The 14,951-nt window shown below is 64.8% G+C and carries 18 protein-coding genes and 1 tRNA gene; 13 read left to right on the forward strand and 6 right to left on the reverse strand.

The window, feature by feature from the left end:
• Positions 1-10: 10 nt before the first annotated feature.
• The 13 genes from AC0ZJQ_RS05545 (at position 11) to AC0ZJQ_RS05605 (ending at position 10,287) form a co-directional block, all read left to right on the forward strand.
• Positions 11-409, forward strand: a complete 399-nt coding sequence (locus AC0ZJQ_RS05545) for a hypothetical protein (RefSeq protein ID WP_476477453.1) — start codon at positions 11-13, stop codon at positions 407-409.
• Positions 406-738, forward strand: coding sequence for a DUF4376 domain-containing protein (locus AC0ZJQ_RS05550; RefSeq protein ID WP_476477454.1), 333 nt, complete (start codon positions 406-408; stop codon positions 736-738). The genes AC0ZJQ_RS05545 and AC0ZJQ_RS05550 overlap by 4 nt, the downstream gene beginning before the upstream one ends.
• On the forward strand, positions 731-1,084 hold the full coding sequence (locus AC0ZJQ_RS05555) for a hypothetical protein (protein WP_476477455.1): 354 nt from the start codon (positions 731-733) through the stop codon (positions 1,082-1,084). The genes AC0ZJQ_RS05550 and AC0ZJQ_RS05555 overlap by 8 nt, the downstream gene beginning before the upstream one ends.
• Positions 1,085-1,087: 3 nt before the next feature.
• Positions 1,088-1,837 (forward strand): phage minor tail protein L, encoded by a 750-nt coding sequence (locus tag AC0ZJQ_RS05560; RefSeq protein WP_476477456.1) that lies wholly within the window; start codon positions 1,088-1,090, stop codon positions 1,835-1,837.
• 2 nt (positions 1,838-1,839) lie between these two features.
• Positions 1,840-2,556 carry a C40 family peptidase gene (locus tag AC0ZJQ_RS05565; protein WP_476477457.1) on the forward strand — a complete coding sequence of 239 codons (717 nt, stop codon included), beginning with the start codon at positions 1,840-1,842 and terminating at the stop codon, positions 2,554-2,556.
• The gene (locus AC0ZJQ_RS05570; protein WP_476477458.1) at positions 2,553-3,119 is read left to right on the forward strand and encodes a tail assembly protein; all 567 of its coding nucleotides are present in this window, start codon (positions 2,553-2,555) and stop codon (positions 3,117-3,119) included. Before AC0ZJQ_RS05565 ends, AC0ZJQ_RS05570 begins: the two co-directional genes overlap by 4 nt.
• Positions 3,120-3,187: 68 nt before the next feature.
• Positions 3,188-6,754, forward strand: coding sequence for a TipJ family phage tail tip protein (locus AC0ZJQ_RS05575; RefSeq protein WP_476477459.1), 3,567 nt, complete (start codon positions 3,188-3,190; stop codon positions 6,752-6,754).
• Entirely contained in the window at positions 6,751-7,077 is a 327-nt protein-coding gene (locus AC0ZJQ_RS05580; protein ID WP_476477460.1) for a hypothetical protein, read from the forward strand. Before AC0ZJQ_RS05575 ends, AC0ZJQ_RS05580 begins: the two co-directional genes overlap by 4 nt.
• Entirely contained in the window at positions 7,074-7,775 is a 702-nt protein-coding gene (locus AC0ZJQ_RS05585) for a hypothetical protein (protein ID WP_476477461.1), read from the forward strand. The genes AC0ZJQ_RS05580 and AC0ZJQ_RS05585 overlap by 4 nt, the downstream gene beginning before the upstream one ends.
• A gap of 212 nt (positions 7,776-7,987) precedes the next feature.
• Complete coding sequence (locus tag AC0ZJQ_RS05590) at positions 7,988-8,878, forward strand: DUF6236 family protein (protein ID WP_476477462.1); 891 nt, start codon at positions 7,988-7,990, stop codon at positions 8,876-8,878.
• 60 nt (positions 8,879-8,938) lie between these two features.
• Entirely contained in the window at positions 8,939-9,427 is a 489-nt protein-coding gene (locus AC0ZJQ_RS05595; RefSeq protein ID WP_476477463.1) for a glycoside hydrolase family 24 protein, read from the forward strand.
• Positions 9,424-9,984: a lysis system i-spanin subunit Rz gene (locus AC0ZJQ_RS05600; RefSeq protein ID WP_476477464.1), complete on the forward strand. Its 561-nt coding sequence runs from the start codon at positions 9,424-9,426 to the stop codon at positions 9,982-9,984. Before AC0ZJQ_RS05595 ends, AC0ZJQ_RS05600 begins: the two co-directional genes overlap by 4 nt.
• Before the next feature lie 33 nt (positions 9,985-10,017).
• On the forward strand, positions 10,018-10,287 hold the full coding sequence (locus AC0ZJQ_RS05605; protein WP_043296311.1) for a hypothetical protein: 270 nt from the start codon (positions 10,018-10,020) through the stop codon (positions 10,285-10,287).
• Positions 10,288-10,302: 15 nt separating this feature from the next.
• On the opposite strand, the gene AC0ZJQ_RS05610 is transcribed toward AC0ZJQ_RS05605, so the two are convergent.
• The 6 genes from AC0ZJQ_RS05610 to metG all read right to left on the reverse strand — a co-directional run bounded on the left by AC0ZJQ_RS05610 (position 10,303) and on the right by metG (position 14,899).
• Entirely contained in the window at positions 10,303-10,812 is a 510-nt protein-coding gene (locus AC0ZJQ_RS05610; protein WP_476477465.1) for a hypothetical protein, read from the reverse strand.
• A 65-nt stretch (positions 10,813-10,877) separates the two neighbouring features.
• On the reverse strand, positions 10,878-11,579 hold the full coding sequence (locus AC0ZJQ_RS05615; RefSeq protein WP_476477466.1) for an SOS response-associated peptidase family protein: 702 nt from the start codon (positions 11,577-11,579) through the stop codon (positions 10,878-10,880).
• 166 nt (positions 11,580-11,745) lie between these two features.
• Positions 11,746-11,819 (reverse strand) — tRNA-Gly (locus tag AC0ZJQ_RS05620).
• An 80-nt stretch (positions 11,820-11,899) separates the two neighbouring features.
• Entirely contained in the window at positions 11,900-12,592 is a 693-nt protein-coding gene (locus tag AC0ZJQ_RS05625) for a pseudouridine synthase (RefSeq protein WP_237264671.1), read from the reverse strand.
• Complete coding sequence (locus tag AC0ZJQ_RS05630; protein WP_102827392.1) at positions 12,592-12,798, reverse strand: cysteine-rich CWC family protein; 207 nt, start codon at positions 12,796-12,798, stop codon at positions 12,592-12,594. Before AC0ZJQ_RS05630 ends, AC0ZJQ_RS05625 begins: the two co-directional genes overlap by 1 nt.
• 61 nt (positions 12,799-12,859) lie before the next feature.
• A complete protein-coding gene (metG, locus tag AC0ZJQ_RS05635) occupies positions 12,860-14,899 on the reverse strand; it encodes a methionine--tRNA ligase (protein ID WP_476477467.1) in 2,040 nt (679 codons plus the stop codon).
• Between the last annotated feature and the right edge of the window lie 52 nt (positions 14,900-14,951).

Raw genomic sequence — 14,951 nt, forward strand, 5'->3', positions numbered from 1 at the left:
GGAGTTGCACATGCGGATTACGCTTTTCCCTTTCGCGGCGCAGCCCGGCCAGTTTGCTCCGCTTATTGCCTCCCGCGCCGGTGACGTGCTGACCCTGAACGGCGTGGCCTTTGATTTCTCGCCGCTGCCCGAGGGAGGAACTTTGCCCGCCGAGGCCATCGTGTCGGAGCATTTCGCCGGCCCTGTCTCGCGTACCGAGGGCGAGCTGCATTTGACGCTATACCTGCCGCACGGCCCGAACCCATCCCGCGCCGTGGCGTTCCCTGAGCCCGTGACCGTCACGCAAGACGGCCCGATCCCGCTGCCGTTCGATCCTGAGCCTGAACCCGGTCCCGACGACGTAGACGAGGGCCAGGGGCTGGCCTACCAGCAGGAAATGGATGAGTCACTGGGAGCAGGTAACGCATGAACATCGACTATTCCCAGCTGATCACCGCTGACGACAAGGCCCAGCAGGCCGCACAAGCGGCGCGCGAGGCATGGAAGACGCGCCGCGCCGAGGCGGTGCGCGCGATCAAGGTAACGACCGCCAGCGGCCGCACCTTCGACGGCGACGAAACCAGCCAGGCCCGTATGGCCCGCGCGATCCTCGGCCTGCAGGAAGCGGGCGCCGGCGCGACCGTGACGTGGGTACTGGCCGATAACACCACCATCGACGCCAGCTCCGCCGAATTGGCCGAGGCGTTGAAGCTGGCCGGCGCCGAACAGGCGCGGCTGTGGGTGGCCGACCATGAATAAATTGGACCTGACCACCTACGTGGCTCGCTATGGCCGCCGGCCGTACTGGCTGGCCCTGCTGATCGCCCTGGACCAGCTCGCCAACGCGCTGCTGTGGGGCTACGTCGACGAAACGCTGTCGAGCCGGGCCTACCGTAGCGCCCAGTTGCGCACGCCGGCGAAACGCCGCTGGCGGCTGGCTGAACGGCTGATCAATGCGTTGTTCTGGCGCGACCGCGTGGGCGAGCTGCGGCACTGCCAGCTGGCGTACTTGGGCGAACTGGCGCGCGAGCATTCGCCGCCGTCACCCGTCACGCCGCCACCCGAAGCCCCGCCCCGTGCGGGGCTTGCTGTTTCTGGAGAGTGACCGATGGGCATCAATGCCGATGTGCAGCTGCTGGAACCCGGCGCCGAGGTGACGCTGTACGTCATCGACTGCACGGCGTTCGGTGGCGACGTGCTGCACTTTCATGGCCACCGCGTAGCGCATACGCCGGCCGAGCTGGCGGCCGCGGCGAACAGCCCCGAGCCGCTGCGCGCCAAGTCGATCTGGTGGCAGGGGCAGGAATACCGCGCCTGGCCGGTGAAGGGCGAAGGCTTCGCCTTGGACGGCGACGGCCCTGCGCCTTCGCCGACGCTGACGGTGGGCAACCTTGACGGCTCGATCAGCGCGCTGTGCCTGCTGTTCGATGACCTGGCCCAGGCGCGGGTCACGGTGCGCACCACCTTTGCCCACTACCTCGACGCGGTGAACTTCGAGGGTGGCAACCCGACCGCCGACCCGACCCAGGAGAAAACCCAGGCCTGGTACATCGAGCAGAAGACTGGCGAGAACGGCGAGGCCGTGGCCTTTGCGCTTAGCTCGCCGGCGGACGTGCAGGGGCAGAAGATCCCGGCGCGGCAGATTCACGGGCTGTGCGACTGGGCCATGTGCGGCGAGTACCGCGGCCCCGACTGCGGCTACACCGGCGGCCCGGTGGCCGACATTGACGGCAACCCAACCGATGACCCCGCCCGCGACCGCTGCGGCGGCCTGCTGAGCGACTGCAAAGCGCGCTTCGGCGCGAACAACCCGCTGCCACACGGCGGCTTCCCTGGCGCCGGCCTGCTGAGGCAATGACCATGCGAAAACACATTCTGAAAGCCGTGCGCGCGCACGCGGCGGCCGAGTACCCGCGCGAGTGCTGCGGCCTGGTGGTGCAGATCGGCCGCCGCCAGCAGTACGTGCGCTGCCGCAACCTGGCCGAGGGCGCCGCCGGTGCCGATCGCTTCGAGCTGGACCCGGCCGACTACGCCGCCGCCGAAGACCTGGGCGCCATCGTCGGTGTGGTGCATTCACACCCCGACGCTACCAGCCGCGCCAGTGCAGCCGACGTGGCGCTGTGCAACGCCGGCACGGTGCCCTGGTACATCCTGAGCTGGCCCGAGGGTGACCTTAACGTGCTGACCCCGTGCGAGGGCGTGGCCCCGCTGGAGGGGCGGCCGTTCGTGCATGGCACCGACTATGACTGCTATGGGCTGATCCGCGGCTTTTACCAGCTGGAATACGGCATCACGCTGCCCGACTTTCCGCGCGCGGATGGCTGGTGGCACAACGGCGAAAACCACTATCTGGAGCGCTTCGAGCAGGCTGGGTTCGAGGTGGCCACTGGTCCGCTGCAGCGTGGCGACGTGGTGCTGATGCAGGTGCAGGCGCCGGCGGTGAACCACGGCGGCGTGTACCTGGGCGATGGGCAGCTGCTGCACCACCTGTATGGCCGCCCGAGCGGCCGGGTGGCGTATGGCGGCTACTGGCTGGACCGCACCGCGCTGGTGGTGCGCTACAAGGGGGCGGCATGAATCAACTGCGAACCGTGCGCCTTTACGGCGTGCTGGGTGCGCGCTTCGGCCGGGTGTTTCGCCTGGCCGTGGCGAGCCCGGCCGAGGCGATCCGCGCGCTGTGCGCGCAGCTGCCTGGCTTCGAGCAATACCTGGCCACCAGCGCCGACCGAGGGCTGACGTATGCGGTGTTCTACGGCCGGCGCAACCTGACCGAGCAGGAGCTGCAGTTGGAAGGCCGGCAGGGGGATATCCGCATTGCGCCGGTGATCATCGGCAGCAAGAACGGTGGCGTATTTTCCACCGTGCTGGGCGCGGTGCTGGTGGCGGTGGGCGTGTACACCGGGCAGGGCTGGCTAGTCGCCGCCGGCGCCGGAATGATGGCCGGCGGCGTGGCGCAGATGCTCGCGCCCCAGGCGACCGGCCTGTCCGGCCGCGAGGCGCCGGAAAACAAACCGTCGTATGCCTTCGGCGGGGCGGTCAACACCACCGCCCAGGGCAACCCGGTCGGCCTGCTGTACGGCAAACGCCGCATCGGTGGGGCGATCATTTCCGGCGGCATCTACGCCGAAGACCAGCTGTAACCCCGCACGTTTCCCCTTCCCTGAGCCCGGCCATGCGCCGGGCTTTTTCGTTTTCGAGGTTCCCCCGCATGAGCGCAGCAGCAGCGATTTACGGCCGCAAGGGTGGCGAGAAAAAACCGCGCGCCCCGGTGGAAGCGCCAGACAGCGTGCAGTCGACGGCCTACGCCAAAGTGCTGATCGGCCTGGGCGAAGGCGAGTTCGCCGGCAACGCGGCCGGCACCCTGGACGGCCGCGATATCTATCTGGACGGCACGCCGCTGATTGGCCCGGATGGCTCCGAGAACTTCCCCGGCGTGCGCTGGGAGTTCCGCCCCGGCACGCCGCATCAGGAACACATCGCCGGCCTGCCGGCGGTGGAAAACGAAATCGGCGTCGGCGTTGAGCTGCGCAGTGGTACGCCCTGGGTGCGCGCCATCACCAACCCGCAGCTGTCGGCGGTGCGCCTGCGCCTGTCGTGGCCTGCGCTGCAGCAGCAGAAAGACAACGGCGACGTGGTGGGCTACCGCATCGACTACGCCATTGACGTGGCCACCGATGGCGGCAGCTGGCAGGAGGTCAGCACCTACACGGTCAACGGCAAGACCACCACAAAATATGAGCGCACGCACCGCGTCGACCTGCCGGCCGGCAGCAGTTGGCAAGCGCGCGTCCGCCGCCTGACGCCCAATCAGGACGGCAACAAGGTGGCCGACACCATGCGCGTGGAGGCCATCACCGAGGTCATCGACGCGAAGCTGCGCTACCCAAACACCGCGCTGTTGTATGTGGAATTCGACGCCGCGCAGTTCGACAGCATCCCGCAGGTTGCAGTCGAGACGCGCGGCCGCGTGATCCGCGTGCCGAGCAACTACGATCCCGCCACCCGCACCTATGCCGGGCTATGGGACGGCACCTTCAAATGGGCCTGGACGGATAACCCGGCCTGGGTCTGGTATGACGTGGTGCTGGCCAAGCGCTTCGGCCTGGGGCGGCGCATCACGGCCGATCAGGTGGACAAGTGGGCGCTGTACCGCATTGCCCAGTATTGCGACGAACTGGTGCCAGACGGGCAGGGCGGGCAGGAGCCGCGCTTTACCTGCAATGTGTACATCCAAAGCCAGGCCGAGGCCTGGACGGTGCTACGCGACCTGGCGGCGATCTTCCGCGGCATGACCTACTGGGACGGCACGCAGATGGTCGCCGAGGCGGACATGCCGCGCCCGGTCGACTACGTGTACAGCCGCGCCAATGGCGTGGTGGGCGGGTTCAGCTACGCCGGCGGGCAGCAGAAAAACCGCTACAGCATGGCGTTGGTCAGCTACGACGAGCCGGCCAATGCCTACCAGTCCGACGTGGAGCCGGTATCCGATAACGCCCTGGTGCGCCGCTACGGCGTGAACAAGCAGGATATTACCGCCATCGGCTGCACCCGCCGCAGCGAGGCCAACCGCCGCGGCCGCTGGCTGCTGCTGACCAACGCCGCCGACCGCATGGTGACCTTTCGCGTGGGGCTCGACGGTGTGCTGGCCCGGCCGGGCTGGGTCATCGGCGTGGCCGACGAGCTGCTGGCGGGTCGCCCGCTGGGTGGGCGCATCAGCTTGGTGTCCGGCCGGCAGATCACCCTCGACCGTGACGCCCAGGTGCAGGTCGGCGACCGCCTGGTGTTGAACCTGCCGAGCGGCGTGGCCGAAGGCCGCACCGTGCAGAGCGTGACCGGGCGCACCGTGACGGTAACGACCGAATACAGCGAGACGCCGCGGGCACAATCGGTGTGGGCGCTGGACGCGGCCGACTTGGCCATTCAGCTCTACCGCGTGACGCGGGTTAGCCGGCCCGAGGCGGGCGTGTTCGAGATTGTCGGGGTGCAGTACGACCCGAGCAAACACGGCGCGGTCGACACCGGCGCGCGCATCGAGCAGCGCCCGGTATCCGTGGTGCCGGCTGGTGTGCAGGCACCACCCACGGGCGTGACGCTGGAGAGTTTCAGCTATGTCGATCAGGGCCTGGCCATCACCACCCTGCGCGCGCAATGGGAGGCCGCGCCGGGTGCGGTGGCCTATGAAGCCGAATGGCGCAAGGATGACGGCCAATGGCTGGCAGTGCCGCGCACATCGGCTCTGGGCTTCGAGGTGCCGGGCATCTATGCCGGGCGCTATCTGGTGCGGGTGCGCGCGGTCAATCCGATTGGTGTGGCCTCGCTGGCCGCGTACAGCGCGGAAACCCAGCTCAACGGCAAGGAGGGCGCCCCGCCGGCGCTGGCCTCGCTGACGACCACGCCGGAGCTGTTCGGCATCGGCCTGGCCTGGGCCTTTCCGCCCGAAGGCGCGGCCGACACCCAGCGCACCGAAATCGAGTACAACACCAGCCCGAGCGCCGAGGGTGCCATGCACCTGGGCGATTACGCCTACCCGCACAACCGCCACACCATGGCGGGGCTGGCGGCGGGCGCGACCTTCCATTTCCGTGGTCGCCTGGTGGACCGCAGCGGCAACGTGGGGCCTTGGTCGGCCTGGGTCATGGGGCAGGCGAGTGCCGACGCCACCAAGATTCTCGACGCCATCGCCGGGCAGATCAGCGAAACCGAGCTTGGCCAGTACCTGCAGGACCGGCTCGACCTGATCGACGGCAGCGGCCCCGGCTCGGTGAATGAGCGGCTGCAGCAGGTCGCCGACGTGCTGGCCTATGACCCGGCGAAGACCTACGCCACCGGCGAAACGGTGCGCGGTGGCCAGCGGCTGTATCAGGCCACCGCGCCGGTGCCGGCCGAAACGCCGCCGCCGAATGCCACGTACTGGCTGGATATTGGCCAGGCGGTGCAGGCTGCCAACGCCCTGGCCGGGCAGGTTTCGCAGAATACCGCCGCCATCGAGCAGACCGAGCAGGGGCTGCAGGCCCAGGCCGAGCGGCTGGACGGGGTGTTTGCCCAGGTCAACCCGCCACTGGCGGGTGATGCGGGCTGGTCGGCGGGCAGCACTGCGGTCCTGGCGGGGGTGTGGTCGGAGCAATCCGCCCGCGCCACCGAGGATATGGCCCTGGCGCAGCGCATCGACACGGTGACGGCCCTGGTCGGGCAGAACGCCGCGGCGATCAGCACCGAGCAGACGGCCCGAGCGACGGCCGACAGCGCGCTGGCGTCCCGCGTCGATACAGCGCAGGCCAAGGCCGATAGCGCCTCGGCCTCGGTGCAGACCGTCAGCCAGGCGCAGGCGACCACGGATGGCAAGCTGCAGGCGATGTACTCGGTGAAATTGGGCGTTACCAGTAACGGCCAGTACTACGCCGCCGGCATGGGGCTGGGCATCGAGAACACACCGCAGGGCATGCAGAGTCAGGTGCTGTTCCAGGCGGATCGGTTCGCGGTCATCAACGTGGCCAACGGGCAGATCACCACGCCGTTCGTGATTCAGGGCGGGCAGGTGTTCATCAATTCGGCGGTGATCGGCGACGGCACCATCGACATGGCCAAGATCGCCACGGCGCTGCAGTCGACCAACTATGTGGCCGGCCAGCAGGGGTGGCGGCTGGACAAGACCGGCACCTTTGAAATCAACGGCAGCGTGGCAGGGCAGGGGCGCATGCAAATGACGCATCGGGCGCTAAAGGTATTCGACGCGGCCAATGCGCTGCGCGTGCAGTTGGGGGATTTGGACGCATGAGCTTCGGACTGAGGGTTTGGAATGAGTCCGGCGCGCTGCGACTGGATACCGACAATTGGACGTTCAGGATTGCGCGTATCGAGTACGTGGCGCTGGCCAGTGGCGGCAGTGTTTCTTTCACCATTCCAGGTCTTGCGCCGGGGGTCGGCGATGCGTTCGTGGTGCCTGCTGCATTTAATCCTGACTACGCCTCGCTGCCGGTGGTGGATGTTGTCGGCGAGGTGGTGACGGTACGGGCCAGCCAGAAGGACCGGCCAAACACCAGCTCGTATTACAACTATGCCCCGGTTCCCGCTTATCTCTACGTGGTGTTCTTCCGATGACCTTTGGACTATTGGCGCGCGGTGATTCGAGCAACGTGCAGCTTGATTCCGAATACGGCGTGCTGAATGTGCTGGCCGAAGGCGCCTATGCCGGTTACGGCTCGACCAGTGGCGACGGCACGTTTAACGCATTCCCGGCGCCTATCACCACCCAGGCGCCGCCGCTGATCTTCCTCAACCCTGACGTGGCAGCGGTCAATGCCGGGCGGGTGGATATGTCACTGGTGCGGCCGGTGGGGTCGGCGGGCAACTGGACGGGGTTTCGCGTGCGCGGACGCAATACCCAATACGCGCACACCGGCAAGTATTTTGCCGCTGGCATGCGCCCTACGCTGAGCGCTGAGCGGTTCGGATTGCGCCTGTGGGACGCCGCCGGTGGCAAGACGTTCGACAGCGGGCAGAAAATGGCCAGGCTGATCGGCCCGGCAGGCGCCTGGACCTACAAGGGCAGCTTTACCACCACGACAGGCCTGCAGGTGCAGGGCTGGAGAACCCCCTGGCTGTTCGGCAATGACGCCTATTTTTTGGTGAGCCCGTTCGCCACCGAGTTGGTGGTTAGCAACCAGCAGCGCGCAGCCATTGGCCTGGAGTTCACCAAGGATAAAACCGAAGTCAATTTGTGGCTGACGACCCTGCCGGGGGTGTGGACGAATAACGACTTCTGGATGCCGGCTTTAGGCGGGCGAATTTCCGCTTAGAGACGGCTTGGACGGACTGCAGGTGGTGGTAACAACGTGGAGTGCAGCGTCGAGATTTACCAGCAAGGCCCAGGCGGGTCGGTGTTTCTCGACAAGGGGAACGTGCCGGCGGTGTTTGCGCGGCTGTTCATTGCGTAGGGCTTGGCATAAATTAGGGGTAGCAATTTGCCATTTAAAGAGGTGGCGCGGTGGGAGAGGCTAAACGACGCAGGATGTCCGATCCACTGTTCGGAAAGATTAGGGAGGAACAGAAGTTCCGAGGGGTAATACTCACCAATCCCATGCGCATCGATGGTGAGCAAATCCAACTTGGTGGCGGGCTTCATCCAGAAGAGCTTCGCTACGCCTTGTTGTTTTGGGATCGGATCGTATGGCCGTCTTCGCGTCTGATCTATGTAGATGGTGGGCCTGATTCAGAATATTTGGAAAGTGCGGGAGTGCTTTCTCGACCGGACTACAGCATCGACGGTTGTGCAGCGCAGGGCATGCTCGCGGGGGTCCTCGCTGCACATCAAGATCTCTCGCGAGAAAATCCGCGCGCGTGGGCGTTGCTAGAGGGACCAAACTCAATCTCTTTTGATAGAGAAGAAGCGGCGCGCCCCCGAGGGTTGGGCGTTGACCTCGTCAAATGCATCCCTGTTCCGGCTGGAGATGTGCCGTTAGCAGAAATATTAGAGTTTAAACATCGGCGTCGCGACGAATTGCTTTTGCTGCGTGCTGAGCTTGAACGTTTGAATAGTCTTGCTCTGCTATCCAACGACCCTGAAGAGTTCATCTATCTCGCCATGCAAGAGATTGATAAAGCCACCCGGGACGTTTTGGCTGTATCGAGGGAGTGGCAGTTTCCAGTGGCATTGGCAGATAAACGGATTGAGTTTGCGCCTGATCTGACGAAGGCTGCAGCCAATGCAGCAACGGCCGCCGCGGTGGGCACGCTGCTGCTTGAGGCGGTTATGCCGCTAAGCTCAGCAGTTCTCTCAAGTGCCGCAGCAGTCGTTAGTCAATTCAAGCTGTCAGCCACTCCTAAGTTCGTAGGCGTCCGAAGATCCCTTGGGCCGTACGCATACGCATATCGCATCCATAAAGAACTCGGCGTCTTCTAACGCAGCAGCAATTGGCTGAGCCCGCTTCCAGGCGGGCTTTTTTTTGCCCGGAGATTAACCATGCCTCGAATATCAGCTGCCCAAGCGGGCGGCACAAACATGCTCGCATTTCTGGACCTGATCGCATGGTCTGAAGGCACCGACGATGGTCGTCAGCCGACGCGCGATCACGGCTATGACGTCATTGTCGGCGGTTCACTGTTCGACTCTTACGCCGATCATCCGCGACGCTTGGTCAACCTACCTGCACTTGGCATCAAGTCCACCGCTGCGGGCCGATACCAGATCCTTGCGCGGTACTGGGACCACTACCGCAAGCAGCTCGGTCTTTCGGGAGGGTTTACCCCCCTGAACCAGGACCTGGTCGCTCTGCAGCTGATCGGCGAATGCAAGGCGCTGGATGACATTAAGGCCGGTCGCATCACCGATGCCATCCACAAATGCCGTAGCCGCTGGGCATCTCTGCCCGGGGCTGGGTACGGCCAGCATGAGCATAAGGTCAGCAGTCTGTTGGCTGCGTACTCGAAAGCAGGAGGGGCGCTCGCATGACCGCCTGGCTGAAGTTCGTGCCCGGCTGGGCCTGGTGGGTGCTGGCTCTGGCTGTTGTGGCCGGCGGGCAGCAAGTCCGGGTGCTATCGGCGCAGTCTGACGCCGCGCATGCGCATGCCACGGTGGTCAGGCAAGCCGCGGATCACCAGGCGTTCCTGCGACAGGTAGCCGAGGCCAATGCCGAGGTCATCCTCAAGCAACAGGCCGATCGGCAGGACCTTGAGCGGCGCCTGGCCGACGCCGACCAACAATCAACCGAGAAACTGAACCATGCACTCACCGAAAACGATCGCCTTGAGCGCCTGTATAGCTCTGCTGATGATGAGCGCCGCCGGCTGCGAATCGACGTCAAGATTGCCCGAGCCGACGCCGTCGTGTCCGCCGCCACCAGCGCCGGCCGCGTGGGCGATGCAGCCAGCGTCGAACTCAGTGCAGCAGCTGGACGCGCTGTTTGGGATATCCGAGCCGGAATGATCAGCGACCAGGAGAAGCTGGCCTACCTGCAGCAGTGGGCGAGGGCCGTTCGGGCTGTTAACGCCGAGCAGGGCAGCCAATAGGCGTATCATGAGGCGCTTTGCTTGGGGGAACTTATGCTGCTTTTGCGGATGGACGGGGGCCTGACCTATACGCTCGATCGCCAGATTGGCAGCTCCGGCAAGCACGGCATCTTCGAGTTTCATCGGTCCGCCAGCTCCTACATGAGTCCCCCGGACTACACGCCTTATCGCCACGCCGCCATTTCCCCAGCTGAGCCGAAGGTCGGCGCCAAAGCGCAGATCGCAATCTGTAAACCGGGCGCACCCGAGGCTGAGTGGATTCCGCTTGGCGAGGGCGTGGTGGCGTTCGATACCGATCGATAACAGCCGGCGGTCTCACTAGTACGGATCAGCACCCCAGCGTTTGGCCGGTGCGTTGCTCAGCGCTAGACGCCACACCGTTCCATCTGTGCGCTTGATTAGTAGCCCCTCGACTTTGCCGATCACCTCGGTGCTGTAGTCCACGCTGCGGGTGAGCTGCAAACCTTGGAAAGGGTCATCCCGAATACAGCCCAGCAGCATCATGTTGGGGCATTGCAAATGGCCCTCCGGGCCGACCGTTGCAACCAACTGATCGCCCTCGAAGACCTGATAGGTGTAGTGCCAGTGGTAACGCTCGGCCGCCTCAGCGTTCAAGCGGGCATACGCTTGGTATTGCTCGTAGGCGGCGAGCGCAAGGCGGTTGCGTGTCTCGCGAGTAATCTCGCCGAGTTGCAGCAGCTCGTTCGCTCGGTCGCGCAAATAGGCATAGTGCTCGTCGGCCAGCTGACGCCAGACGTGGTAGTCATGCAAGGCGGCAAGCCAGCGGCCAACGCTGAGGCGCTTGAACGAGAGGTCAGATAAGTCCATGCAAATACTGTATTCGCATACAGTATTTTGAGTCTATCACTCGGGGCAGCGCGGCAGATGATCGGCTAGAGCAGTGGATCGCTGATGCGCTCGATCAGCTGCGCCCCATCATTTCTCACGTTGCCAACGGCCCGACTGACGGGATGCCAGTCGAACTCCTCAATGCAGAGGCCATGCTCAGTCGCCAGGTCCTCGGCCTCGTTTAGCGAAAGGTCAGGGTCCAGCCAATGAGCGGCGCACTCGGGCGAGAACACCAGCGGCCGGCGGTCATGAATGTCCAGCATGCCCGCTCCGCTTGATGCGGTGATGATCACGAAGCCGTCACCTTCGCGCGCCTCGATATGGCCGTCGCGCGGGAACTGGCCAAGCGCTGCTAGATACATCGGCTCGCCCGTGCGCAGCGTGATGTAGTAGGGCTGCTTGACCTTCGGGTCGGCCACGTCCTTCTTCCATTCATACCAGCCGTCCGCCGGCACGATGGCGCGGCCGGTTCTCCAGATGTCGCGAAAGAACTTGCTCGTCGCGGCAGTCTCTACCCTGGCGTTGATCGCCGGCGGCCTTTTCCCTTGCGCCCAGAATGGGGCGTATCCCCAGCGCACACCCTCCATGCGCAAACCATCCTCATCCTGATGCAGTAGCTGAACCTTCGACTGCGGAGGCACGTTGTACCGGCCGATCGGTACCGGATCCAAGCCGCTCATCACCGTTAGCCCGAGCGGCTCGGTGTACTCGATGGGATAGCGGTACTGAGTTATTCGTCCGCACATGGCTGTTCCAAAGTCCTGATACAGGGGTTCTGCATAGACCTTAGACGCTCGATTTGGTTGGTTGCGGGCTGGTTTGGTGACAGTTTGGTGAGGCTCGCAATCCCCGCAACTGTCGCCATAACTGTCACCAAATAAAAAGGGGCCTCGATAGAGGCCCCGTAGAATCTGGAGCGGGCGAAGGGAATCGAACCCTCGTCATGAGCTTGGGAAGCTCAGGTAATGCCATTATACGACGCCCGCTGAGGGGTGCCTTTTTACCAGAAGCTCTGGGTGAAATGAAGGGCGTTGGTGGTTTTTTCTGGTGAGCGGACGGTGCCGGGCTAGATCTGGGCGATTTCCTCGGTGGTCAGCGGGCGATAGCGTCCGGGCGCGAGGGTTGGGTCCAATTGCACGGGTCCCATGCGTTCGCGGTGCAGGGCGGTGACCCGGTTGCGGAAGTGGCCGAACATACGTTTGACCTGATGGTAGCGGCCTTCGTGCAGGGTCAGACGGGCGCGGCGTGGGCCGAGCAGTTCCAGTTGGGCCGGCTGGGTGGTGAGGTTCTCGAAGCGGAAGTACAGGCCCCTGGCGAAGGCCTCGATGCAGCTGGGGTCGATCTCGTCCTCGGTGTCGACCAGGTAGACCTTGCCCTGCAGGCTGCTCGGCTGGGTCAGGCGGCGCGACCACTGGCCGTCGTTGGTCAGCAGCATCAGCCCGGTGGTGTTGAAGTCCAGGCGGCCGGCGATGTGCAGGTCAGCCTTGTCCGGCTCCTCGATCAGGTCGAGCACGGTACGGTGCGTCGGGTCGCAGGTGGCGCTGACGCAGCCGCTTGGCTTGTGCAGCATCAGGTAGCGGGCGGCCTTGCCGGGCTGCAGCAGTGCGTCGTCGAGTTCGATGCGGTCGAACAGACGCACCTCCCGGTCCGGCGTTCGGATCACCTCGCCATTCACCCGGGCGCGACCTTCGACGAGCACGCGGCGGACGTCCTGGCGGCTGAGTTGCGCGCGTCCGGCGAGGTAGCGGTCCAGGCGCATCAGGTGTTGACTGGGGCTTCGCCGCGGGCGCAGCGCGGGCAGAGGCAGGCTCGGTTCCTGAGTGCCGCGGGGACGCGTTCGAGGGCGTCCTGGGCGATGGTGGCCGACATGCACCAGCACGGCTGTTGCGCGTCGGGATCGCAATCGGCGCACTGGTTGGGCTGGCCGCAGAGCGGGCAGCGGGAAGGTTCGACAGGCTCGCTCATGGCGTTTCCGTTGAAGTCGGGCGTCGTGTGCCGGTGGTTGGCGCCGGCACGCGACGCCGGGTTACATGACGCGCTGACCCGGCTTGGCGCCGTTATCCGGGCTGAGCAGGTAGATTTCGCTGCCGCCGGGGCCGGCGGCCAGCACCATGCCCTCGGACATGCCGAACTTCATCTTGCGCGGCGCCAGATTAGCGACGTACAGGGTCAGGCGGCCTTCGAGCTTGCTGGGGTCCGGGTAGGCGCTCTTGATGCCGGAAAAGACGTTGCGCTTGGTGTCGCCGATATCCAGCGTCAGGCGCAGCAGCTTGTCGGCACCCTCGACGAACTCGGCCTTCTGGATCAGCGCGATACGCAGGTCGACCGCGGCGAAGGCGTCGAAGTTGATCTCGGCGGCCAGCGGCTCCTTGACCAGTTCGCCGTTGCCTGCGGGAGCGGCGGGCTCGCTCGCGGCGAGGTCTTCCTTGGAGGCTTCGATCATGGCCTCGATCTTCGCTGGCTCGATGCGGGTCATCAGCGGAGTGAAGGCGTTGAGCTTGTGGTTGGCCAGAAGCGTTGCGTGGTCGTTCCAGTTCAGCGGCGCTACGTTGAGGAACTGTTCGGCGGCGGCAGCCAGGTTCGGCAGCACGGGCTTGAGGAAGATCACCAGCTGGCGGAACAGGTTGACGCCCAATGCGCAGATTTCCTGCACCTCGGCCTGCTTGCCCTCGACCTTGTTCAGCGCCCACGGGGCCTTGTCAGCGATCCAGGCGTTGGCGCGGTCGGCCAGGTGCATGATCTCGCGCATGGCGCGGGCGAAGTCACGCGCCTCGTAGGCCTCGGCGATGCTCGGCGCGGCGGCCTGGAAGGCGGCCCAGAGTTCCGGCTCGGGGTTGGCGTCGACCATCACGCCGTCGTTGCCCTTGTGGATGAAGCCGGCGCAGCGGCTGGCGATGTTGACCACTTTGCCGACCAGGTCCGAGTTGACCTTCTGCACGAAGTCCTCAAGGTTCAGGTCGAGGTCGTCGACGCCGCGGCCGAGCTTGGACGCGTAGTAGTAGCGCAAATATTCCGGGTTGAGGTGTTCGAGATAGGTGCGTGCCTTGATGAAAGTGCCGCGCGACTTGGACATCTTCTGCCCGTTCACCGTCAGGTAGCCGTGCACGTTGACCGCGGTCGGCTTGCGGTAGCCGGCGCCTTCGAGCATGGCCGGCCAGAACAGGGTGTGGAAGTTGATGATGTCCTTGCCGATGAAGTGGTACAGCTCGGCGCTCGACTCCTTGCTCCAGAAGGTATCGAAGGAGAGTTCCGGGCGGCGCTTGCAGAGGTTCTTGAAGCTCGCCATGTAGCCGATCGGCGCGTCCAGCCAGACGTAGAAGTACTTGCCCGGCTCGCCGGGGATCTCGAAACCGAAATAGGGCGCGTCGCGGGAGATGTCCCACTCCTGCAGCCCGCCGTCCAGCCATTCAGCGATCTTGTTGGCCACCGATTCCTGCAGCGTGCCGCTGCGCGTCCATTCCTTCAGCATTGCCTCGAAGTCCGGCAGCTTGAAGAAGAAGTGTTTGGAGTCCTTGAGCACCGGGGTGGCGCCGGAGATCGCCGAGCGCGGGTCCTTCAGTTCGGTGGGCTCGTAGGTGGCGCCGCATTTCTCGCAGTTGTCGCCGTACTGGTCTTCGGCGCCGCACTTGGGGCAGGTGCCCTTGATGAAGCGGTCGGCGAGGAACATGCCCTTCTCGGGATCGAAGTATTGGGTCACCGAGCGGGTGGCGATGTGCCCGGCATCACGCAGGCGGGTGTAGATCAGCTCGGCCAGCTCGCGGTTTTCTTCGGCGTGGGTCGAGTGGAAGTTGTCGAAATCGACTAGAAAGTCGGCGAAATCGGCGCTGTGCTCGGCCTGCACATTAGCGATCAGCTGTTCCGGGGTAATGCCCTCCTTCTCCGCGCGCAGCATGATCGCCGAGCCATGGGCATCGTCGGCGCAGACGTAGATGCACTGGTTGCCGCGCAGCTTCTGGAAGCGCACCCACATGTCGGTCTGGATGTACTCGAGCATATGGCCGAGGTGGATCGAACCGTTGGCATAGGGCAGGGCGCTGGTAACGAGAATCTGGCGGGCTTCGGACATGAGGTCTGCGTTCGGAATTGCGAAAGAAAGGCTGCAACTATAAAGGGGTGTC

It is taken from the genome of Stutzerimonas sp. 21-1 (genome assembly GCF_056336065.1).